Origin of the sequence: Limisphaera ngatamarikiensis, assembly GCF_011044775.1 — a bacterium.
In the GTDB taxonomy this organism is placed as follows: domain Bacteria; phylum Verrucomicrobiota; class Verrucomicrobiia; order Limisphaerales; family Limisphaeraceae; genus Limisphaera; species Limisphaera ngatamarikiensis.
The window spans coordinates 20994-42619 of record NZ_JAAKYA010000077.1; the positions used below are offsets into that span (position 1 = coordinate 20994).

20 protein-coding genes and 1 pseudogene are annotated in these 21626 nt (G+C 64.2%); 3 read left to right on the forward strand and 18 right to left on the reverse strand.

Annotated features, from left to right (window positions below; all coding sequences use genetic code 11):
• Positions 1-30 precede the first annotated feature (30 nt).
• From G4L39_RS11125 to G4L39_RS11185, 13 genes and pseudogenes are all read right to left on the reverse strand, one after another.
• Positions 31-684, reverse strand: a complete 654-nt coding sequence (locus G4L39_RS11125) for an immune inhibitor A domain-containing protein (protein WP_165108250.1) — start codon at positions 682-684, stop codon at positions 31-33.
• Positions 685-864: 180 nt separating this feature from the next.
• A complete protein-coding gene (locus G4L39_RS11130) occupies positions 865-2079 on the reverse strand; it encodes an MFS transporter (RefSeq protein ID WP_165108251.1) in 1215 nt (404 codons plus the stop codon).
• Positions 2072-3148, reverse strand: coding sequence for an ABC transporter ATP-binding protein (locus G4L39_RS11135; RefSeq protein WP_165108252.1), 1077 nt, complete (start codon positions 3146-3148; stop codon positions 2072-2074). Before G4L39_RS11135 ends, G4L39_RS11130 begins: the two co-directional genes overlap by 8 nt.
• Positions 3141-3917: an ABC transporter permease gene (locus tag G4L39_RS11140; RefSeq protein ID WP_165108254.1), complete on the reverse strand. Its 777-nt coding sequence runs from the start codon at positions 3915-3917 to the stop codon at positions 3141-3143. Before G4L39_RS11140 ends, G4L39_RS11135 begins: the two co-directional genes overlap by 8 nt.
• Positions 3914-4795 (reverse strand): molybdate ABC transporter substrate-binding protein, encoded by an 882-nt coding sequence (gene modA, locus G4L39_RS11145; RefSeq protein WP_165108255.1) that lies wholly within the window; start codon positions 4793-4795, stop codon positions 3914-3916. The genes G4L39_RS11140 and modA overlap by 4 nt, the downstream gene beginning before the upstream one ends.
• A 1223-nt stretch (positions 4796-6018) precedes the next feature.
• Positions 6019-6531 (reverse strand): putative iron-sulfur cluster-binding metallochaperone, encoded by a 513-nt coding sequence (locus tag G4L39_RS11150; RefSeq protein WP_165108257.1) that lies wholly within the window; start codon positions 6529-6531, stop codon positions 6019-6021.
• 9 nt (positions 6532-6540) lie between these two features.
• Entirely contained in the window at positions 6541-7176 is a 636-nt protein-coding gene (locus G4L39_RS11155) for a mercuric transporter MerT family protein (protein WP_165108258.1), read from the reverse strand.
• Positions 7177-7224: 48 nt separating this feature from the next.
• The gene (locus G4L39_RS11160) at positions 7225-7701 is read right to left on the reverse strand and encodes a MerR family DNA-binding protein (RefSeq protein ID WP_165108260.1); all 477 of its coding nucleotides are present in this window, start codon (positions 7699-7701) and stop codon (positions 7225-7227) included.
• Positions 7698-7880: pseudogene (locus G4L39_RS15480) on the reverse strand (phosphomethylpyrimidine synthase ThiC); the annotation flags it as partial. The pseudogene G4L39_RS15480 and the gene G4L39_RS11160, both read right to left, overlap by 4 nt.
• Positions 7881-8234: 354 nt before the next feature.
• Positions 8235-8723 (reverse strand): hypothetical protein, encoded by a 489-nt coding sequence (locus G4L39_RS11170; protein ID WP_165108261.1) that lies wholly within the window; start codon positions 8721-8723, stop codon positions 8235-8237.
• Positions 8724-8825: 102 nt separating this feature from the next.
• Complete coding sequence (locus G4L39_RS11175) at positions 8826-9263, reverse strand: hypothetical protein (protein WP_165108263.1); 438 nt, start codon at positions 9261-9263, stop codon at positions 8826-8828.
• A gap of 24 nt (positions 9264-9287) precedes the next feature.
• Entirely contained in the window at positions 9288-10853 is a 1566-nt protein-coding gene (locus G4L39_RS11180) for a beta-propeller fold lactonase family protein (protein ID WP_165108264.1), read from the reverse strand.
• A 368-nt stretch (positions 10854-11221) separates the two neighbouring features.
• Positions 11222-11440: a hypothetical protein gene (locus tag G4L39_RS11185; protein ID WP_165108265.1), complete on the reverse strand. Its 219-nt coding sequence runs from the start codon at positions 11438-11440 to the stop codon at positions 11222-11224.
• Between the two features lie 194 nt (positions 11441-11634).
• Between G4L39_RS11185 and G4L39_RS11190 the strand changes: the two genes are divergently transcribed.
• Together G4L39_RS11190 and G4L39_RS11195 are read left to right on the forward strand one after the other, a co-directional pair.
• Complete coding sequence (locus tag G4L39_RS11190; protein ID WP_165108266.1) at positions 11635-12870, forward strand: DEAD/DEAH box helicase; 1236 nt, start codon at positions 11635-11637, stop codon at positions 12868-12870.
• Positions 12871-13054: 184 nt separating this feature from the next.
• On the forward strand, positions 13055-13813 hold the full coding sequence (locus tag G4L39_RS11195) for a nucleotidyltransferase family protein (RefSeq protein ID WP_165108267.1): 759 nt from the start codon (positions 13055-13057) through the stop codon (positions 13811-13813).
• 149 nt (positions 13814-13962) lie between these two features.
• Here G4L39_RS11195 and G4L39_RS11200 read toward each other — a convergent pair whose 3' ends face one another.
• On the reverse strand, positions 13963-14697 hold the full coding sequence (locus tag G4L39_RS11200; RefSeq protein WP_165108268.1) for an MqnA/MqnD/SBP family protein: 735 nt from the start codon (positions 14695-14697) through the stop codon (positions 13963-13965).
• Between the two features lie 438 nt (positions 14698-15135).
• Positions 15136-17484, reverse strand: a complete 2349-nt coding sequence (locus G4L39_RS11205; RefSeq protein ID WP_165108269.1) for a glycoside hydrolase family 127 protein — start codon at positions 17482-17484, stop codon at positions 15136-15138.
• Positions 17485-17690: 206 nt separating this feature from the next.
• Here G4L39_RS11205 and G4L39_RS11210 point away from each other — a divergent pair, with 206 nt between their 5' ends.
• Entirely contained in the window at positions 17691-18596 is a 906-nt protein-coding gene (locus G4L39_RS11210) for a PfkB family carbohydrate kinase (RefSeq protein ID WP_165108270.1), read from the forward strand.
• Between the two features lie 139 nt (positions 18597-18735).
• Here the strand turns inward: G4L39_RS11210 and G4L39_RS11215 are convergent, their stop codons facing one another.
• The 3 genes from G4L39_RS11215 to G4L39_RS11225 all read right to left on the reverse strand — a co-directional run bounded on the left by G4L39_RS11215 (position 18736) and on the right by G4L39_RS11225 (position 21445).
• Positions 18736-19887: a Gfo/Idh/MocA family protein gene (locus G4L39_RS11215; protein WP_165108271.1), complete on the reverse strand. Its 1152-nt coding sequence runs from the start codon at positions 19885-19887 to the stop codon at positions 18736-18738.
• Positions 19888-19962: 75 nt separating this feature from the next.
• Positions 19963-20409 (reverse strand): cupin domain-containing protein, encoded by a 447-nt coding sequence (locus G4L39_RS11220; RefSeq protein ID WP_165108272.1) that lies wholly within the window; start codon positions 20407-20409, stop codon positions 19963-19965.
• Between the two features lie 121 nt (positions 20410-20530).
• Positions 20531-21445, reverse strand: a complete 915-nt coding sequence (locus tag G4L39_RS11225; protein ID WP_165108273.1) for a sugar phosphate isomerase/epimerase family protein — start codon at positions 21443-21445, stop codon at positions 20531-20533.
• Between the last annotated feature and the right edge of the window lie 181 nt (positions 21446-21626).

Sequence of the window (21626 nt, forward strand, 5' to 3'; positions counted from 1 at the left end):
CCCGGGCGCGGTTGAAAGGAACACGGCGTATTACGCGAACCACGGATCGTCCCTCGGTGGCCAAGTGACCCGGATGGAGTGGGAAGTAATCTCCTCGAGCGCCGGTGCGGGAATAACCACAGGCGCTTCGCCGATCAGAACGTCGTCCACGTACCACCCGTCCATGACCACGGAAGCGTCGGTCACGAGGCGGAAGCGGATGCGGACGTTGGCCGCGCCGGCGTAGGGCGAGAGGTCGAGTTGCTCGCGGGTCATGTCGAGCGTCGAGCCGGTGTAAGCGGCCAGCGGCGTAGGCAGCCATGACGCCCCGCCTTTGGTGGAAACCTCCACGAGGCCAAAATCATATCCCGGCTCCAGGGCATGGTAGTGAACGAAACCCAGCACGGGGCGCAGGGTCCCGGCCAGATTGACCGACACTGCCATGGCCAGGGCTGCATCTGTGCGGTTGGTGTAGTACGCGCCGGGGCTGTTTGTCGCGGAATGCGTTGGTGAGGCGAATCGACCGGTGGTCAGACCCCAGGGCGACTCAACCTGCCACCGGCCCAGTCCGTTTTCGAAGTCATCGTAAAACAATGCCCCGGCTGCAAAGCCAGTGAACAAAACCGGGGCGACCCATGCCAAACCCAGGCGCAAGAACAGCGGCGGGGGAAATTGGAGACCTCCTACCCAACTGGCTTCCTTCATGATTGAACTTTGATGCGTGGCACGCGACAGGCTCCACGGATTTTGTCACACTGTGGGCGGATATTGGCCCGATGCCACGCGTTTGCCCTTCGAGAAACGTGTTCGGAGGGCCGGCCGATGTGATCAGCCGGGGAGACGTTTGTTCATTGGGGCGCGGATGGTGGTTGGACGTTGGATCGATCAGGGCGGATTGAGTCGGGGCGGGTTGAGTCTGAAGGTCAGCCAGGCGCCGAGGCAAAAGAGAAGGGCGCTGTAGCAGAAGGCCGTGCGCATCCCCAAGCTGGTCCAAAGTGCGCCGACGAGGGTACTGGACAGGAAATCGCCAATGCCGTTGATGGTGGCCAGTGTGCCAAATGCCATACCGTGGTGCTGCTCGTCCACCAGCTCTGCGCAGAGAGAATCTTCCAACGTCTCTTCAATCGCAACGTAGACCCCGCCCAGCACGAAGATGGCGACAAGGGTCCAAACCGTGATCGGGACAAGGACAATGGTCCAGGCCATGATCGCTGCGAGGGCATAGCCCGTGGCGAGGAGACGATGTTTGGGGTAACGGTCCGCCAACCCGCCGGCCACCCACGCAAACCCTGCATAGCAGATGTTGTGAAGGGTGTAGAGGCCGACGGCGGCGCCGGCCGCCTTGGCGGCCCCCCATTGAGGTGCAAGCTCCCGGGCCGCCAGAAGGATCAGCAGGGTATGGGCGAAATCACCGGCACCAAAGAATCCCACTGCAAGGAGGAACTTGCGGAAGGCGGGAGGCAGACTCCGGAAGCGATCGGTCAGGCTTATGTGTGGGACGGGTGTGCGCGTTTTTTCCTTTACGAGGAACGCGATGCATCCCGTCGCGAGCAGGCCGGGAACGAGGGTCAGGGCAAAGAGGGTGGGGTAGTGATGATGGACGGCATCCAGTAGGAGGAATGCGGTGGCCGGCCCCACGATGGCGCCCAGGGTGTCCATCATGCGTTCGAAGCCGAAGGCGCGTCCGTACGTGTCTCTTGTGACGGCTCCGGCGAGCAACGCTTTGCGCACCGGTGTGCGAATGCCGCGGCCGAGCCATGCCACCGCCCGACTCACCAACACATGCCATGCTGCCGTGGCAAGTCCGAACGACGCCGTGCCCAGGGCAGTGACCAGGTAACCGGTCACTGCCACCCACTTGCGGCGGCGGAGTTTGTCCGTGTAGTAGCCGCTGAGCATTTTGGCCAGGCTGGACAGACCGTCCGAGACCCCCTCGATGAGTCCCAACCAAAACGCTGCCACGCCCATGGTGGCCAAAAAGACCGGCAGGACGGTGGTGGCGATTTCATGGGACCAGTCGCTCAGGAGGGATGCCAGGCCGATGCCCAGGACGGTTCGGTTCAGCCAGCGCGGTCGGTGGGGACTGGTCGCGTCATTCATGGTGCCGGGGGATGAGATGTACGGCGGTGGCTTTGATGTGGGCGTGCACCGTGGCCCCGGGTCGGAGGTCAAGTTCCTCCAGCGCGGGACCGGTGATGAAGGCGTACAGGGGGAAACCGGCATCCAGTTCGACGCATGCCAGCGGGGTGCCCGGCCGGACGGACACCACACGGGCCTTCAGCCGGTTTCGTGCGCTGCTGGGCCGGCCCTCCTCGCGTTGGAGGACCACATCTTCCCCGCGAATGCTGATCAGGACGTGAGGTCCGGGCTCGGACGGTGCCAGCGCCACCAGCCGTGTCCTCCCTGACCCCACCTCAACCGTGGCCAACCCGTCAACCACATGGAGGACGCGGCCGGGCACGAGCGTCTCCACACCGAGAAACCGGGCGACCTCGGGCGCAACGGGCTTTCCGAACACCGCGGTCTTGTCGCCCTGCTGCACCACCCGCCCTTCAAGGAGCACCGTCACGCGGTCGGCCAGGTAGAACGCCTCGGTCAGATCGTGGGTCACCAGAAGGACAGTCAGCCGTTGCTGTCGCTGCAGTTCGCGCACAAGCCACCAGAGCTCCCTGCGCAGGCTGGCGTGCAACGCGCTGAAGGGCTCGTCCAGCAGGACCACCCGGGGCTGGCTAACCAGGGCGCGCACCAGACCCACACGTTGCCGTTCGCCTCCGGACAGGGTGGACGGGAAACGATCCAGGAGAGGTCCGATGCCGGTGACGGAGACGAGCTTCTCGAGCAGGGGACGAAACTGCGGTTCGGGCAGCCGCCGCGCTCGCGCGCTGTAACAAAGGTTGTCGCGTACGGTCAGGTGGGGGAACAGACCGAGCTGCTGGGGGACGTAACCCAGGCCGCGCTGTTCCACCGGGAGACGGGTGATGTCCCTGCCGTCCAATCGGACACAACCCCGTTCCGGCGCCAGCAGCCCGAGCACGGCTTTGAGCAGGGTTGACTTACCGGAGCCTGATGGACCCAGCACGGCGTGACATTCGCCCTCAGCCACGGAGAGCTGAACCTCGTGCAACCGGAACCCACCAGCCGCCACGGTCAGGGACTCCAGCTCAAGCATGGTTCACCCTTCCCAGCAGCCTTCGCGCGGCATAAAGGGCCGTCAGGCCCACGGCGACCAGAATCAGGATCAGCGCCACTGTCCCCTCGATGTCGGCCGAGGCCAGGCGCAAAAAGATGGCGATGGGCAGGGTCTCGGTGCGCATGGCCATCGTGCCGGCCACCATGACCGTGGCACCGAATTCGCCCAGGGCCTTGGCCCAGGACAGGATGAATGCGGCCAGCAAGCCCCTTCGGGCCAGCGGCAGCGTGATGGTGAAAAAGGCATACCAGGGCGTGGCCCCCAGGGTACGTGCCACTGTTTCCAGTTCCTGCGGCACCTCATCGAAAGCGGTCTTGAGCATTCGAACCGCTACACCCAGCACGGTCAAAAACTGCGCCACCACAATGCCGGCGAAGGTGAAAACGATGCGGACGACGTGATTCTGAATCCATTCCCCCAAGGGATGGTTCAGGAAAACCAGGAGCATGGCTCCCAGGGCGGCCGGCGAAACCACGATGGGAAACTCCAGCACGGTATCCACCAGTTCACGCCCCCGAAACCGGTAGCGCGACAGAGCGTAGGCAGCCGGTACGGCCAGCAGGAATGCCAGGGCGGCCGCGATCGTGGCTGCTCCGAGGGAAAGTCGTACCGAGTACAGAACCCGTTCGGACAACAGGGTGGTTCGCAAGGTTGGCGGGTCGAAAAACCAGGCCAGGGAGATCACCAGCCCGCCGTAGATCAGCAGCACTGAGAGCGCGGCAACGATGGTGGTCCGGCGAAGTGTCATTTCCTGATCCATTCGGGCGGTACGCGGTACTCGCCACCCACCGGTTTGGACTCGCCCACCCAGGCCGCGGCCTCTTCGACCGTGGTGAAGTAGCGGTGGCGGGCGAAAATCGCCCGTCCTTCCGGGCCGATCAAAAATTCGATGAACGCTTGTGCGGCCGCGCGGTCTCTGGTGAACCGCGAAACGGCCACAGGGATGTAGCCGATCCTCGGGATTTGCGCCTTCGGGAGGGGTACGGTCTCGATCCGGGCGGGATCCCAATGCTCAAACACGCTCCAGCCGATCACGGCATCCACCATCTTCAGGGAGATGGCCGTGGCGGTTTTTTCGCAGGATTCCGTGTAGTTCACCAGATTGCGCCGGAACGCCTCCTTTTCGGCGGGTGTGAACTCCCTCTCGATGATCTCCACCGCATAGGCACCGACGCACACCCCCTCGGGGTTGGCAATGGCCACCCGCAATCCGGGGCGGGTGAGGTCCCTTAGTGTGCGGATGTTGCGGGGATTGCCCCGCTGCACGTTGATGGCCGGCACCACATACACAACGACCTTTTCGGACTCGGGGAACACGTCGCCGTCGCGTTTGGCCTTCTCCATGTAGTCGGAAGAACCGGGGAAATAAATGTCCCCCTGTCGGGCCAGTTTCATCTGGGAAAGCACATAGCCCGATCCGCCAAACACCAGGTCGACCTTCACACCGGTTTTCTGTTCGTACAATCGCGCAACTTCCTCCGTGGGGGGCCGGGAGGCCGCGCCCGCGTACACGAGCAGCCGATCGGCACCCTGGACGGGCTGCGTCCATAGCCCCGCCACCAGCAGGAGGTTGAGGGCCAGAAGGGAGCCGGTACGCACAGGTTTGAGTCCGGGTTCACCCAACATGGCTGTCATCTATCTGCGTCACTGTTCGAATATTGCGAGCCTGACACCCGGGCGGTTAGCCCGGGCACCGCTGCCGGGCCGGACGCCGAACGAAACGGTCTCGCGCCGGCATGCGCAGATCTTCGCTAACCCGGGCCGGGATGCAAGGCTCGGACATTTCTGTACGAATCGACCGCGAGCTCAACCCGGCCTGCCCGGCAGACATTCGCAAACACACGCAGGAGTCGGGCCCACCCGCAGGCACGGTTTCCGCCAGCAACGTGGGGTAGGGGCCGGCCCGTTCCTGCGGCGAGCAGCGTCTCGGAAGTTCTGCCGGGCACTTGCGCGCGCCGGGACCGGACGGGCACCGCGCCCCCAAACGGGTTGGAAGAGCCAACGTGGCAGGCGGGCGGGTGCGGCGGGTCGTCTGGAGGGTAATTCCCTTCTGCTCCTCCACCATCCGCAACACCCCAAGGCCACGGCCCGGTTGTCCGTGGACGGTGGGGAAACTTCGAGCCAGGGCCTCGTGCGTCGAGCGAGACAACCCGGTCGTGTGGAATCGAACCCGTTCAGCCGGGTCGAGCGCATCCCTGCTGCTGCGCGGCAGCATCAGCAGGCGGACCGATGTGCTCCGAGCGTATTGAGCAGCCCGCACACTGGCCCCCGACATCCAGCCGATCGGGGCGCGGGTTCGTTGCGTGGACCGGGGGTCCGTGGCATGCACCGACCCGCTCTGCCACTGGCCATACAGGCCATCCCTGGCCATTAGGAGGGGCGTGGGGGTTTCCGCCGTGGCGTGTTGTCCGCGCACCTCGACCTTCCGAAACCGGCACGGGTTGGTCGGGAGCGACCATGCCCAATACGAACCGCCGGGTGCGAAGGACGAGAATTCGCGGCCGAACAACCACCCGACGGTACATTCCCTGGTCCGGGCCGGCGCCCGGGCGGTGACGATGTAGGGTGCCGAGCGCCTGCATTCGGTGACGCTAAGGATCGCTCGGGGAATCCATCCATGCCGGGCCGGCTCTGCCTGAAACCAGCCGCGTGTTCCCTGCCGCCGGGCCATCGGGCGAGGCCGTGGATCCGCACCTGCCATATGTCGGGCAATATTTGACAGGGGCACGCCACTGTCAACCACGGCGCCGTTGGACCTGATTACCGTCCGTTCGTGACCTCCGGCATGGGCGCAGGCGTCCCCTTGGAGAGGCCATGCTCCCCGGAGGTTGGTACTTCAGAACCGGAAATCAGGCATCCGGTACGGGAGAGCTTCCAGCCACCTGTTGTAGCAGTCGCCGAACCACGGTGGTGACCTCGCCCAAACAGCATGAGCCTTGCGGGTTGCGGATTTCACAGGCGCAGTGACCCGCTTTGACCTCGGCGGCGATGCGTTGGGGAATGGTGCACCGGCCCGTGGCGCGGATTTCATCAAGCACCATTTTTTCGGTGAAGCCGAAGCAATAGCAGAGGGGCACCGGGTCGGCCGTTTCCTTGAGCCCGATGCGCTCGCGCACATCAGCCCTGGTGAGTACGATTCCGCTCTCGTTGAAGTAGACCACGTCGCACCCGGCGGTGCGACAAAAGTGGAATTGCCCGGCTTCCACGGTTCTCAGGTGTTCCGGTCTGACGTGGTGTTTGAGCGTACGCAACCCCACCGGCCGGCCAGCTTGACCGCAGCGCGGGCAACCGGCCTTCATGGGGCCGGCGGGCTGTACCTCAGCCGGAGCGGGCGATGATTTCGGCGAACAGCACTCGGACATAGGGGGCTTTCAATGACCGGTCCGCATGGCAGGTTCGGCTTTGAACCCGGTTTCATCAATCGCCGCGATGATTTTCTCGGGCGAAATTTTCGTGGCGTCGTATTGCACGACGGCTTCTTTCGCGTCGAAGCTGACCCTGGCTTGCGTCACGCCAGCCTGCTTTTTCAAAACCGCCTGGATGTTCAGCGCGCACGCCGCGCAATCCATGCCGGGGATCTTCACCCGGAGCACGGCAAAGTTCCCATCCGACACAGCGGACGGAGCACAACAGGTGTCCGCGCCCGGCCGAGCGGCTGATAAAACTGCTGAGGAAAGGCTGGGAAAGGCCGCTGTGACCCAAACAAAGACCGTGGCAATCCACAAAACCGCCTTGTTCCATTTCGCCGCCGGCTTGGCTGCGCACGCCGAGCCCGGTTCGCAGGCGGCCTTCGGTTTGCGATAGGTCAAATACCACGCCAGCGCAAGCAGGGCGAGCGTGATGCCCAAAAACACGGGACGCCACTTTTCAAACACGGCGGAAGCGGCGAGCCCGCCCGCGCCCAATGCCACGGCAAGCAGCGGGCCGATGCAGCAGAGAGACGCGGTGATGGCGGCGAGGATGCTGCCGCCCAAACTGGCCGTTCGGAGCGCCTTCGATTTGTCCATAAAACCCTTCATTTTCGATTTCCGGACAAACCTACGGCCTCTACCCGGCTAGAGGGTCAAGGGATTTTTTCGAGGTTCTTTTTCGGAGGGGAGTGATTCCCGCACTCGCTCGATCAGGTCGCAGAATTCGCCTGCGCACTTGCGGGCGCGTGCGGTTTGGCCGGCCCATTGCGCCACGAGGGCTGCCAGTTCCTGCCGGAAGGCTTCCAAAGCCGCGATTCGGGCATCCAACTGCTGCAGATGTCTTTGCGCGATTTCCGCGACGCGGCGGCACGGGCTGCGTCCGCCTTCGCGCAGGTCGAGGATGCTCTTGATTTCTTCCAGGGAGAACCCGAGCCGTTGGGCCTTTTTGATGAACCGGACACGGCGTACGGCCTCCGGCCCGTAAAGCCGGTAGTTGGCGGCAGAGCGCTCCGGCTGGGGCAACAGGCCGAGCCGCTCGTAATAATGCAGCGTTTGGACGCCAACCCCGGCGCGCTTGGCAACTTCACCGACTTTCAGAACAGACGCAGCTTCCGCCTTCACGACTTCGCGTAGAGTTCACCACCTTTCTCGACGAACTGGCGAGATTTTTCTTCCATGCCCTTCTGGAGGGCCTCGTGTTCGGAGAGGCCGTGTTCGGCGGCGTAGCGGCGGACGTCCTCGGTGATCTTCATCGAGCAGAATTGCGGGCCGCACATGCTGCAAAAATGGACCGACTTCGCGGCCCAGCAGTGTCCAGGGGTTGTCAGTGCCTCTTTCTCGCGGAGAGGAGCGCGGCGTCCCGGGAGAGGGCGGCATCATCGACGACTGGGCTGTGACCGAGTTTCGCCCGGGGCATGGGCCGACTTTGCAAAATCCGCGCGCTCCACCGCGCTAACGGCCTGCCGACAACTTCGTCCACGGCCGTCGCGCTCTCGTAGGCAACTTCGGCGCGCACGATGAACGCGTCCCAGACAAGTCTCGCCTTGAAGCCGGCGCGCGATTGGTCAACGCAGCGAATTGACCGGGCACAACGAACTCATGGACTTCGGGATGGAATCCCTGTGATTGTGGAATCCAGACCGTCAAGCCCGTGTCTAAAACTCGAACTGAACTCCGAACACGCCGAAGAACGTCGCCCCCGCATCGAGGCGGGCGGTGTGGCCGGCGGTGGTCGTCTCGAAGTCGGTCAGGTATTGGAACTGCCCGCCGCCGTAGAGCGACCAGCGCTCGGTGAGCGCATAGTTCAACAGGCAACTCGCATATGCGCCGTAGAGCACCTCGGTTTCGGAGGTCGAGCCGCGCGTGGTGACGGGACTGCCGCCGCCGGGCGTGGTCGTGTCCGTGAAGTCGTAGTCCAGCGTGGCTGGCGCGAGCACAAATCCGCCGCTCACATTCAAGGCCCAGCGTTTGCCCAAATCCCATTCCGCAAACGGCCCAAGGCGGATGCCGAACAGCGAGCCGGAAAGTTCGTCCTGCGTGGCGAGCGTGGCGGTGGCGCTGCCGACGGTTCGCGTGGGGGAATCACTCAGCAGCGGGCCAGGGCCGCCGAACGTTCCGGCGTAGGGCGCGGCGGGCGGCAGCACGCCGTTGAGGGCATAGCTGTCGGTGATTTGCGAGGTGGTGATGGCTTGAGAACGGCAGGCGCTGATGCCGATGTCGGTGTAGCTGAAGGCCGCTTCGAATCCTCACCGGGCTTTGCCGCTTGTTCCGAGTTCGCCGAGCACGCGCTGGCAGGTCAGTTCCAAGCCCATCTGCGGGTCGTCGGTCGCACCGGAGATGGCGGAGGGCGAGGTGGTCAGAGTGCTGTGGAATTGGAGCGTGTCGCCCACGACCTGGCCGGAGTTCTGGTAACCCCAGTTCCAGGTCAGCCCGCCGTCGTTGCCGCTGCTGTCCACGCGCACGTAGCCGTCGTCGTAGGTGCGGTCAATGCCGCCGCCGGTGGCCGGGCCGGGGTTGCTGCTCGCCGCCGCGCCGCCGCTGCGCGAGAAGTCGGCCTTGAAGTTGAGGACGAAGCGCGCGCCGAGGCTGAAGCGGTTCGGATTGTTGTTCGCGGGATTGGCTTGCGCCCACGCGCCGAGGGGAGTGGCGACCGCGACCAGACTGGTGATGAAAATCGTTTTCATGGTGTTCAGTTTTCGAGAGTTGACTCAGGGCATTTCCACCACGCGATAGAATCGCGCGCCGACACTGGCAGGTTTGCTTTCCGTCTTGGGCGGCCCGTCGTCATACCATTGCGTGCGGGTGGCGGCGGCCGTGAGGACCGGCTGTGCGGTTTTCCAGGTGACGGAATCGGCGCTGTATTGCACGGCGTAACGGCGTCCGGGCGTGGTGGTGAATTCGATGAGGAAACGCCCGTTGGCAAGCTCTGCGCTGCGGTCGGTGACCTGGAGGATCGTGCCGGTCGGCGCGGCGGGAGGCGTGGCGGTGGAGGCCTCCGCAGTGTAGGTCGGCGCAGCGAGCGTGCCGCGGGTGGCCCGGTAGAATTCGACGACAAAATCCACGCTCGCCCCGGCGGCCAGCGGCAGGTCGTATTGCAGGAACGGCGTGCCATTGGTCGTGCCGCTGGCGTTGAACACGGTGGCGTTCGTGGCGAGCGCGCTGATGAGAATGCGCGCGGCCGACACGCCATTCGTGCCCTGGTTGGTGAGCCGGATGGTCTGCTCGCAAAGGCCAGTCTGCGGATTGATGACCACGCCTGAGAGCGGCGTCACCGTGAGATTAGCCGCGCCGCTGCAGGGTGAACTCGCTTCCTCCACGATGACCAACTGCTTGGGTTCACTGCCATTCTGCGCCCCGAACTGCATGGGGATCGCCGGCCCGACCCAGTTCAACGTGGTCGTGCTGAAGATGCGCACGCTGTCGCTGCCGCGAAACGACACCAGACCGAGACTGCCATCGGCGGTGAGGTCAATGCCGTAAGCCCCGGACTGCGTGGTGTCAACCATGTTGGTCACGAACGTGACCACCGGATTTGTGCCGCTGCGGTCCACACTATGAACGAGCACGTCTTGTCCTTGGTCCACGCTGAAGAGACGGCTGCCATCGGGGCTGATGACGATGCCGCGCTCGCCGAGCCACGTGGACAGCCCGAGTGAAATCACGTCATGGACCGGATTGTTGCTGGCGCGCACGGCGCTGTTGCGGGCGAAGACGAACTGGCCGTCTGGCGTCACCACCAGCTCGCGTGTCGAGACGCCCGGCGCATCCGCGAAATAGGACTGCGTGGGCACGTCCACGATGTAAATCCGCCTCGCGCGCGCGCCCACATAAAGCCGGTTCCCGTCGGGCGAAATAGCGATGCCCTCGGGCGAGGCGGCGCTGTCGAGAATGACTTCCTTCACGATGTTCCCCGACGGCAGGTCCACAAAGACCACCGTGCCATCGCCGTTTCCCGAGCCGCCATTCTTCATCGCCACGTAAAGGCGCGCGCCGTCAGGGCTGACCACCACGTCGTAGGGCTCGGTGGCGGTGACGTTCGTGCTCGCGCCCAGGTCAATCGTCTGCACCACCGTCCTGGTGGCCGTGGCGATGACCGAGATGGTGTTATCAAATCGGTTCGCCACAAACACCCGCGAGCCATCGGGACTGGCGGCAATCCCGCGCGGGTCGTCGCCCACTGGAATGACAGCCACCACGCTTTGGCAGGTCAGGTCCACCACCCAAACATCATCGGAACTGGTGTTGGAAATGTAGGCGACCGGAGCGGCGTTCAAGAGAAACGAGCCGGCACACAATGCCAGCCCGCAAAGAGGTCCGATAGATTTCAGTAGGCGGCACTATCGAAGCCGCCGGTGGAGGTCAACATGAAATCCACCGGCTCGGGAACGAGCCCCTGAATCCTTAGCCAGCAATTGGGGCGGGGGTGCAAAGGGTGTTTTCGAATCGGAGGAATCTCTAAACGGGATCGGGTAGGGCTCCGTGGCCCATCGGTGAGGTCTCTGTGGCCGATCGGGGAGGGGTCGTCCGGGCGCCGGAAGGGCCGCAGGGCCGTGCCAGGGTGGTTTTTTCCAAGATGCGGGCATGCTCCGCCCTGGCTGCCAGGGGCGGTCGGCGCGCGCGGGGTTTGTGCCGTGGCTCCAGTTCAGCCGGAGGGCACCGCCGCTTCCGCCGCCCCGGCCCGCCACCAGCGCGCTTGCCACTGGTGCCACCAGTCCAGTCCGGGCAGGGCGCGGATTTTTTGCCAGAGGTCAAACTGCTGGGCCAGCGCTTCCAGGGCGGGCAATCCGCCCAGGGTGGACTGCTTGCGGGCGGGGACAAACTCGAAGCGGATCCTGGGCGAGCGTTTGGTGAAAGTCGGCATGCTTCATTGAGGCACGGCGCGCGAGGATATTCAACGCCGAACCCAAAAAATATTCACCCGCCGGTGCAATACTTCAGGCGATGGCTAAGGTTTGGGGGAGTGGCAGGGTCTCCATGCCTGCCCGAAGCCGTGGCCGTGCGAGTGACGCCGCAATTCCATTGGACAAACCCCGGCCCTGCCTCCATATTGCCGCCATGTCGTTTGCAAAACTGGGGCTGAAACCAGCCCTCCTACAGGCGGTCGAAGCCCTGGGTTATTCTGAGCCGACCCCCATTCAAGAGCGTGCCATCCCCGTGATTCTGTCCGGGCGTGACCTTCTGGGTAGCGCCCAAACCGGCACCGGAAAAACGGCCGCATTCGGTCTACCCATCCTTCAGCAACTGGGCGATCATGCCCACGGTCCACGGGCGCTGGTCCTCGAACCCACCCGGGAACTGGCCGGGCAGGTGGAGACGGCGTTGCGCGAGTTCGCCCGCTTCACCCCGCTGCGTGTGGGGTTGGTCCATGGCGGCGTCGGTTACGGCCGCCAAAACGAGGTTCTCCGACGTGGCGTGGATGTGCTCGTGGCCACACCCGGTCGGTTGCTGGACCATTTGGAGCGGGGAACCTGTCGGCTGGATCGGCTGACCCACGTGGTGCTCGACGAGGCGGATCGGATGCTGGACATGGGGTTCCTCCCCGACGTGAAGGCCATCCTCCAGCAATGCCCGGAGGCACGTCAAACCCTGTTGTTCTCCGCCACCTTGCCGCCTGCGATCCTCGGGCTCATCCGCGGGGCCATGAAGGACCCGGAGACGGTCCGCATTGGCCAACACCGCACCCCTGCCGAAACCGTGACGCACCGGCTCTACCCCGTCGCCTCCGCCCAAAAGGAGGCATTGCTGCTGACGCTGCTCGACCGGCTGAACCATGATTCGGCCATTGTATTCTGCCGGACCAAACAAGGTGCGGACCGTCTGGCGACCCTGTTACGGGCTCATGACCACGCCGTGGCGGTCTTGCATGCCGACCGGACGCAAATCGAAAGGGAACGTGCGCTGCGTGGCTTTCGGTCGGGCCAGTACGACGTACTGGTGGCCACCGATATTGCCAGCCGGGGGCTGGACATTCCGGAGGTCAGTCATGTGATCAACTTCGACGTGCCCTTGCATCCGGAAGATTACGTGCACCGCATCGGCCGCACGGGCCGGGCCCGGGCCCGGGGCGAAGCCCTGACACTGATGACCGCCGAAGATGTCCGCCACGTCCGGGCCATCGAGGGGTTCATCAGGCAATCCATTCCCGTGGAGCGTTTGGAAGGATTTGAATACCGCTACACTGCCCTGTTCGACGCTGCAACCAGGTCCGCACAAGGCCGTCCGCGGTGGAATCGGGGTGCCCGCGGAGGACGGATTCGCGGCGGCTACAGCTACGCCCCCGGCCGGCGTTGAAGCTGACCGCGTTCGCCAGACGCAGGGCCGGATTCGCGCCTCAAAAATGCGCCACCGCTGGTGAGCGGACCGCAACGACCAGCCGGGTCCCTTGACCCTCGTATGGGGCATTTACGGGCGTGACCATGTCGGGCTGATCCAGTTTCGTTTTGCACCGCCTCCCGATGGGCCCCAATCTGAAAGCATGAAAGCAGTCATTTTGGCCGCCGGCCGCGGAACGCGCATGCGGGAACTGACCCGGGCACTGCCCAAGCCCATGCTGCGCGTCCAGGGTCGGCCGATTCTGGAACATATCGTGGAGGGATTGGTCCGGGCCGGTATTGGGGAGATTTTCATCGTCACTGGCTTTCAAGCCGAGATGATCGAACAGCATTTTGCTGATGGCTCCCGCTGGGGCGCCCATATCGCCTTTGGCCGCCAGACGGTCCAAAACGGGACCGGCAAGGCCCCCGAACCAGCCCGGCCCTTCATTGGTGATTCGCCCTTTCTGCTCACCTACGGGGACATCCTGGTCCGACCCGAAACGTACCAGGACGTTCGCACCCGCTTCGAAAAGAGTCCCTGTGACGGGGTGGTCACCGTCACCCGGGGCGAGGACGTCCGGCAGGGTGGGCTGGCCCTGTTTGACGACGCGTTCCGGTTGCATCGCATTGTGGAGAAGCCCTCGGCGGACGAACTGGCAGCCCTCCAACGCGACGGCTGGCTCGGCCCCGACGGTCCCTTCTGGTACAACGCCGGCATCTACGCGTTCCGGCCCGTGCTATTCGATTTCCTGAGCCGGCTCCAGCTCTCGCCCCGGGGCGAATACGAGCTGACCGACGCCATCAACGCCATGGCGGCCGCCGGACTGCGCCTGCTCGGGTTGCCCATCGCGGGACGATGGGTGGACGTGCGCGATCCCGAGGTACTCCGACGGCTGGAGGCCGAGTCGTTTTCCTCCTGAGAATGGATGGACTGCCGGTAAGGGCCGCAAACCCGGCTTCAATCCGCAACGGCCGGTCGGCAGTCGCCGCTGCCGGGGCCCGTGAGGTCCCTGGACCACGCATTTGCTGCAGAGCCGAATACCCGGAATTCATCCCGACGACCGACAGTCTACCAAACGTAACGGGGCGGATGTACCGGGCCGAGGCCGTGTTTCTCGAGCAGCTGCATGAACCGCTCGATGCCGCGCTTCTCATCGTCGCCAAGGTGATAATGGATGTGCCAACCCAGGTAGTCGCGGCGAAAGTCCGGCGTGTATTCGGTGCGCTCGCGTACGATGAAGTCCAGGGTTTCCAATCCGAAATCGCGGGTTTCCCGAAGCACGCGGCGGAGGGCGGTGTGGTCCACCGCCCGGCGCATCGCCCAGACCGCGAAAACAAACGGCAGGCGGGTCAGCTCGTACCACGCGTATCCGAGGTCGAAGATCTGGTGGTCGTGGGGCGCAAACAGAAAATCCAGGGCCGCATCGCCAATCAACAGGACGTTGTCCAGGTGCGGTGCAGCCGAGAGATCCTCCAGCGGCTGGAATCGGGGTTGCAGGCCGCGTTCGGCCAGGAGAACCCGCAGCAACGTGACGCTGGTGAGCGAGCCGGCATCGTAATACACGGTCTGCATCTGTTCCAGGGGCTGGCGGTGGGCAAGGAAAACGCTCTTCACCTCACCCAGACAGGCCACAGCCACCCCGTCCAGGATGTCGTAATCGTCATGCCATAGCGGTTCCACCACGCTCACCAGGGCGGCGTCCAGCTGCCCTTCTTGCAGCATGCGCGCCAGCTCCGCCGGCGTGGCAAAAACCAGTTCGTTCTCGATCCCGCGGCACAATGGCGCCGTGTTCAGCGCACGCACGCACCCCACACGAAAGGGATGCAGCCTGCTGCCCGGCTGGCCAGCCCCGGCATTCGAGTTCACAGGTTCCGAGCGACAACCGTGCTGGCCCGGGCCGGATGGAAAGGGTCGGTGTCCATCACCGGTTGCGCCCGTGTCGCCGGGTCTGTTTCCGTTTCCAGTCATCTTTGTGTGACCTCCTGTTGAAGGGCAGGGTACCGGTCCGGATCGGGATCGCACAACCCCGGCGGCGCCCCTGTGGCCGCCCGTTCTCCGCTTCGCAACCGCATCCCCGGGAAGGATTGGGCACCGGCGATCCCCGGCAACGCGGACGCCACCGAATCGCGGCTCCAGCATGAATCTCGCCATCCGCGAAGCGTGTCCGACCTCGCGAATGGTCCCACCGCACAAATCGTGGCTCACTCTGGTGTTCCGAATCAGAGCTCGAGCGGGCTCGGTTCAGTCCGCGTAGGCTTCGAGCTCGGCGCAGGAGCTGAAGCTCTGTGCCGGATTGTCGCCGCAAGCGGGTCGACCGATCACTCGAACCGCCACAGCCTCGATGGCGTTCGAAAACCGCACTTCGAAGCCCTCACCCGGGCGCAGCCCGGCCGCATCCGTGGCCGAGGCAGCCGGATACGAGTCCAACCTCGCCACGGTTTCCCAGGGCCCGTCCGGGATGCGGCGGATCTGTACCCGCGGTTTCCCTTCCGTAACGTCGAACCAGCCCCCGTCGTGGAAGGTCCGACCATGGCGAAATACCACACGGCTGATGCGCGCGGGGCGGGGCAATTCCACGGCATACCAGTCTTCGTCAGCCTTTGCGCCATCGTAGGTCACCACGATACTGTCCGGGTTTCCGTCCACGATGGACCCGGGCTGGTTTCCGGGGCGCGACCGGCTTTCCCGGCCGCCCAATAATAGGGAAAGACGCCGTTGCCAACCGGGTTCGGGGCCCCACAGCCACACGCGATACTCCCCGCCACCGGCACCGGCGTCGGCAAAGGGAACCAGCACGGCTTCCACCCGCTGCCCATCCCGGCCCTGCAGTGCGCGAGTGCGAAGCCGCAGGTGTCCTTCGCCGTCATACGAACATGTGCCGTCCATGGGAACGGTCCACCCAAGGGCAGCCAGCGGAGGCAGACCGGGATTGAGACCCCCATCACAAGCCATCACGAAAGGTCCCCAACACAGCGCCGACCGGCCACGGTTGCCATAGGTCCCGGGCACCAGCTGCGTCCCCAGTCGAAAGCGCAGTTCCACCTCGTCGCCGCTGCGCCATAAGCGAGCCGGCACGTCAACCCAGCCCTGCGCCATTCGGACCTCAAGAGGCTTACCACCCACCAGAACCCACACCGGATCCGCCCACTCGGGAGCTCGAATACGAAGACCAAACCGCACCGGCTCTGACAGGCCGAACGCAAGCACGGATCTGCCGTGCAAAGGAAACTCGCTGCGCTGCTCGACGGCAAGCTCCCTCCCGTTCAAGAGCAACCGGGCTCGGCAACTCTCAAAGGTAAGGATCGTCAGCACGGGTTCCCGTGCTGCCCCATGGAGAATTCCGTAGGTGACCATGGGAGCCAGCGCCAACCCGCGCGGACCACTCGATGCGCAACAGTTGATGCCCGCCACACCATGCTGTACGGCACCGTACGCCTTGTGGCCCTCCAGGGGGGTGAAATAGCACCAGGTCCGGCCCGACGGATGCTGGGCGGCGGTCAGGTGATTGTACAGGGTTCGCTCCAGCTCGCGCGCAAATCGGGCGTCGCCGGTGAGTCGCAGCAACTGCAGGTTGAGCTGCAACCAGGTGACCGTCACGCAGGTTTCGGCCACGTGGGCACCCTCATGGTTGGGCAGCTCATGGTCGCCCCGAAAGTGCTCGCCCTGACTGGCGCTGCCCGTCACGTACAATCGGCGCTCCACAATGTCTTCCCAGGCAGCCAGCACCGCCCTGAGATGGTCCGGATCGCCCGTGACCCGATACAGCTCGCACAACCCCACGAGATTGGACAGCATCTCGTACGCCTTCCCGTTGGCGGTGCGATCCACCCGACCGTGGGAAAGCAGGGCCGACAGAATCCGCGGTCCGCCGGGCTCTTCCCATGCACGCACCAGATATCGCGCAAAATCCAGATACCGCTGATCCCCCGTCCGACGATACAGGCGCACCATGGGTTCTAGCACACTGGTGGCGGCCATGCCCATGTGCGTGCCTGCCTTCAGGATGCTTTTTTCAGCCGGAAACGTGCGCACCAGCAGGTCGCCCATCCTGCGACACGCCAACAGGGCCGCTTCAGAGCCGGTGTACTCGTGATAGGTCAGCAGCCCGATGAGATTGTATTTGTGCGACCAGACGTCCCAGTCGGCGCCCGGGTACAACCCGAAGCGGTGCCCGGGATCATACGTGCCGAGATATCCGTCGGGTTCCTGGGTGCGGAGCAATTCGTTCACCGTATGGTCGAGCCTGGTCTTGAGTGCGGGATCACCGGAATTGGCCCACGCCAGCGTGGCCGCGTGCAACCACTTGCCGATATGCTCGCCGATCCATGGATGTTCCCCCGGCCGCCGCCGATAACCGGCCAGCAACGTGTCCAGGTCAACCTCCATCAGCCGTTGCACGCGATTACTCTCAACCCGTCGTCCCAGCCAGCCCTCCAGCCGGACCTCGCCCGGATCGACCAACGCCAACGCGTCCGGGATTCGTGGATCGACAGGGCAGGGGAGTGCACGACTCGGTTCACCGGCGCCGGCACCCTGTGGATGCAGAAAAGCGGTCGTCGCGACAACCCAAACCAGGAGCATTCGTTTCATCGGCCGGCAGCGTGAGCCGCCAGGAGGGCCATGGCAACCCTGCGGTGGCCCCCGACGACGGCCGTCGATCAGCGCCGGTTTTCGGGGGCGCCGTCTCCGGGCCCGGATGATATGCGTCATTGCCCGTCTTGCGGCGATTCGGTACGGTCATGGGCGCCATGGCGCGGCGCCGCCGGCGCCGCCCGGACGCGGATCCAAGGTCATCCATGAGAGACAGCGTACTCATCGTGGGGTCCACCGCTCTGGATTCCATCCGAACGCCTCGCGGCAGCCGGGATCGGCTGTTGGGCGGTTCGGCCAGCTATGCCGCGGTGGCCGCCAGCTTTTTCGCACCCACGCGGTTGGTGGGCGTGGTGGGAGACGATTTCCCGTCGCGCTACCGGGCACTCTACCAGCGCCACGGAATCGACCTGGCGGGATTGCAGCAACGAGCCGGCAAGACCTTTCATTGGGCGGGGGAATACGAACCCAACATGAACCGGAGGCACACCCTGTTGACCGAGCTGGGGGTGTTTGCCGAGTTCCGACCCGACCTGCCCGAACCCTATCGCAGGTCCGACTGGGTATTGTTGGGCAACATTGCTCCCGGTTTGCAGTTGCATGTACTGAGACAGCTGGCCCGGCCCCGGTTCATCGCCGCCGATACCATGGACCTGTGGATCGAGACAGCCCGGGATGAGTTGTTGAAGCTCCTGCGGCAGGTGGACCTTTTCATCCTGAACGACGGCGAGGCGGCTCAATTGACCGGTGAAACCAACGTGGTGGCGGCTTTGCGGCGGCTTCACGCGCTGGGCCCTCGCTTTGTGATCATCAAGAAAGGGGAGCACGGCGCGATCCTCTCGGACGGCGATGGGTTCTTCGTGGCCCCCGCCTTTCCGCTGGCCCGGGTGGTGGATCCCACGGGCGCGGGCGATACCTTCGCCGGCGCACTGATGGGCTATCTGGCCCGGAGCCGTGGCAGCTTGGAAACCCGCCTCCGTCGGGCCATGCTCTACGGCAGTGTCGTGGCCAGCTATTGCTGCGAAGGGTTCGGGCTTACCCGGCTCGACCGCATTCGGCGGGAGGACATCGAGCAACGGGCAAATCTACTGCGTCAGTACGCCCGAATCTGATCTCTGCCAGCAAAAGCGGTTCATGCAGCAGGTACAAGCGGGCCGGGAAGATACGTCGGCCGCGCCCTCCCCGGAACCGGGGGAAACCCGGTCAGGACCGGGTTCGGCTGCGTCCGGACTTCATCCCAACCGGGTTCCTTTAAGGCTCCAAGGGAGGCACGTCCACCCAGGCACGGCGCTGCCATGACTCCAGGCCTTTCTCGGCCAGTTGTACCCCCTTGGCGCCTTCGAGGAGGTTCCAACGGAACGGTTCGTCCCACACCACGTGCCGGAGGAACAGTTCCCACTGCACCTTGAAGGCGTTGTCGTAGTTTTCGTAATCCGGCACGCGTAGCCAGTGCTCGTAAAAGTTGATCGGATTCGGCAGGTCGGGGTTCCACACCGGCCGCGGCGTGGCGTGAGCGGGCTGGATCCAGCAGTCCCGCAGTCCGGCGACCGCCGATCCACGGGTCCCGTCCACCTGGATGGTCAGGAGATCGTCGCGCCGGACCCGCACGCACCAGGAGGAGTTGAAGTGCGCAATGATGCCATTCTCCAACTCGAAGGTTGCGTAGGCCGCGTCGTCAGCGGTGCAGCGGTAGGGCCGTCCCTGTTCATCCCACCGTTGCTTGATGTGGGTGGCGCCCAGGCAGGAAACGGCCTTGACCGGGGCAAAGAGATTGTCGAGCACGTACCGCCAGTGACAAAGCATGTCCACAATGATCCCGCCATCGTCCTCCTTCCGATAGTTCCAGGAGGGCCGCTGGGCCGGCACGTGCTCGCCGTCAAACACCCAATAACCGAATTCACCCCGAACGGACAGGATCTCCCCGAAGAAGCCGGATTGCACCAGCATTTGGAGCTTCCGCAGCCCCGGCAACCAGAGCTTGTCCTGAACCACGCCGTGCTTTACGCCGGCCTGCCTGGCCTTTTGATAGAGTTCGTAGGCCGTGGCGGTGTTGGTGGCCGTGGGTTTTTCACAGTAGACGTGTTTACCCGCTGCGAGGGCCTTGAGGACGGAACCGGCCCGCAATCCGGTGGTCTGGGCGTCGAAGTAGATCTGGTTCTGCGGATCGGAAAGGGCCGCGTCCAGGTCGGTGGTCCAACGCACGTTCTCGCCCATGGCAGCAAGTTTCTCCAGCTTGGCCGGGTTGCGTCCCACCAGGACGGGGCGCGGCAGGATCACCTCATCTTCACCCCGACGGACACCCCCCTGTTTGATGATGGCCAGGATGGACCGGATGTAGTGCTGGTTGGTGCCCATCCGGCCCGTGACACCGTTCATGATGATGCCAATGGTGTGCGTTTTCATGGTGTTCGAACGGTCATCAGTTCGGGTTATAGCAAACCCTTCCTGCCCGGACTGGTAGCCGTGCCCGGGTACGCTTCAGGCGGGTTTGGCGGTGCATTGGGGCCGGGCGCCGGGCGGCAGTGGCGGCGCCTCAATCCCGGCCCGTGGCAGTGTACCCTCCAACTCCTGCCGCCAATGCGCCACGTCGCCGGCCGGGCCGTACACATAAATCATCCGCAACGGTGTATCGCCAATGTTGGTCAATTGATGGTAGACCTTCGGCGGGATATACACCGCCTGACCACCGGTCACGACCCGGCGTTCCTCGCCCAGACACATCTCACCGGTACCCTCGAGGATGAAATAGACCTCCTCCTGGTCCTGGTTATGCCACGGGACCTGTCCCCCCTGGGGGTCAAGCGTTACGTAGCCCATGCAGAAATTCCGACACTGAATGGGGGCCACACCTCCGACAAGGTTCTGCGTGCGACGTCGCGCGGGGTACCGTCGACCCTCGATTTCACGCAAGTCCGATATGATCATGGCGCGTCAGGCTTACGCATGCAGCGGGGCCCCGTCAAGCTTGACCGGCCGGAATCCTACCCGGGTCAGGGGGCCATGCAGAACGCAGGGCAGGGGAGGGCCGGACGCCCGGACGGCCGTTTCACGGGAAAAACGGGCGCAGGATCTGGCCGGCAATCTGCACCGCCCGTTTCCGCCCTTCCAGGCTTTGTCCGAAGGTGTCGTCCTCCACCTCGATGCAGACCGGGCCCGTGTACCCGATTTCGTAAAGCTTCGCCATGAATCGCGCCCAGTTGATCTCCCCAAAGCCGGGAATGCGCGGCGTGTGCCAGAGCTTCGGGTAGGCAAACGTGCCCACCTCATTGAGCTTGTCCGCATGGACCTGGACATCCTTGGCATGGACGTGGAACAGGCGATTCTTGAATTCGGCCAGGGGCGCGATCGGATCCATCCTCTGCAGCACCAGGTGGGACGGATCGTAGTTAAGCCCAAAGTATTCAGAGGGAATCTCTTCGAACATGCGTCGCCAAATGACCGGCGTGGTGGCCAGGTTTTTACCCCCCGGCCATTCATCGCGGGTGAACAGCATTGGGCAGTTTTCAATGCCGATCCGGACGTTTTGTTCCTCGGCAAAGGCGATGAGGGGCTTCCAGGTCTTGAGGAACCGCGGCCAGTTCTCTTCCACGGTCCGCCGCCAATCGCGCCCAATGAAGGTATTGACCTGACGAACCCCCAGAAGGCTGGCGGCCCGGATCACCCGCTTGAGATGGTCCACTGCCGCCCGGGCCACGCCCGGATTGGGGTCCAACGGGTTGGGGTAGTAGCCCAGCCCGCTGATGGTCACCCCGTGCTGGGCACACAGCGCATTGATGTCGTCGGCCTGTGCCTGCGTGAACGCGATCACGTTCACGTGCGTCACCCCCGCAAAGCGGCGCTCGGCCCTGCCGGGGGGCCAACACATTAATTCCACGCAGCTGAATCCTTCCGCGGCGGCGAAGGCCAGGACCTCGTTGAGCGTCAACTCGGGCAGGATGGCAGATACGAACCCCAGTTTCATGGTCGTCCCTATGGTTGGCAGGTCAGCGCCGTCATTCGCGGTTGCCCGGATCCGCCCCGGACCGCTCCCTTATTCTGTACCCCGGCCGCGGTTCCCGTGGCAATGCCAATCGGCAGGGAATATCGCGCCCTCCAGCCGGGATCGATTTGGGGTCTCCGGTTCGGTAGCAGTTTGCCAAACT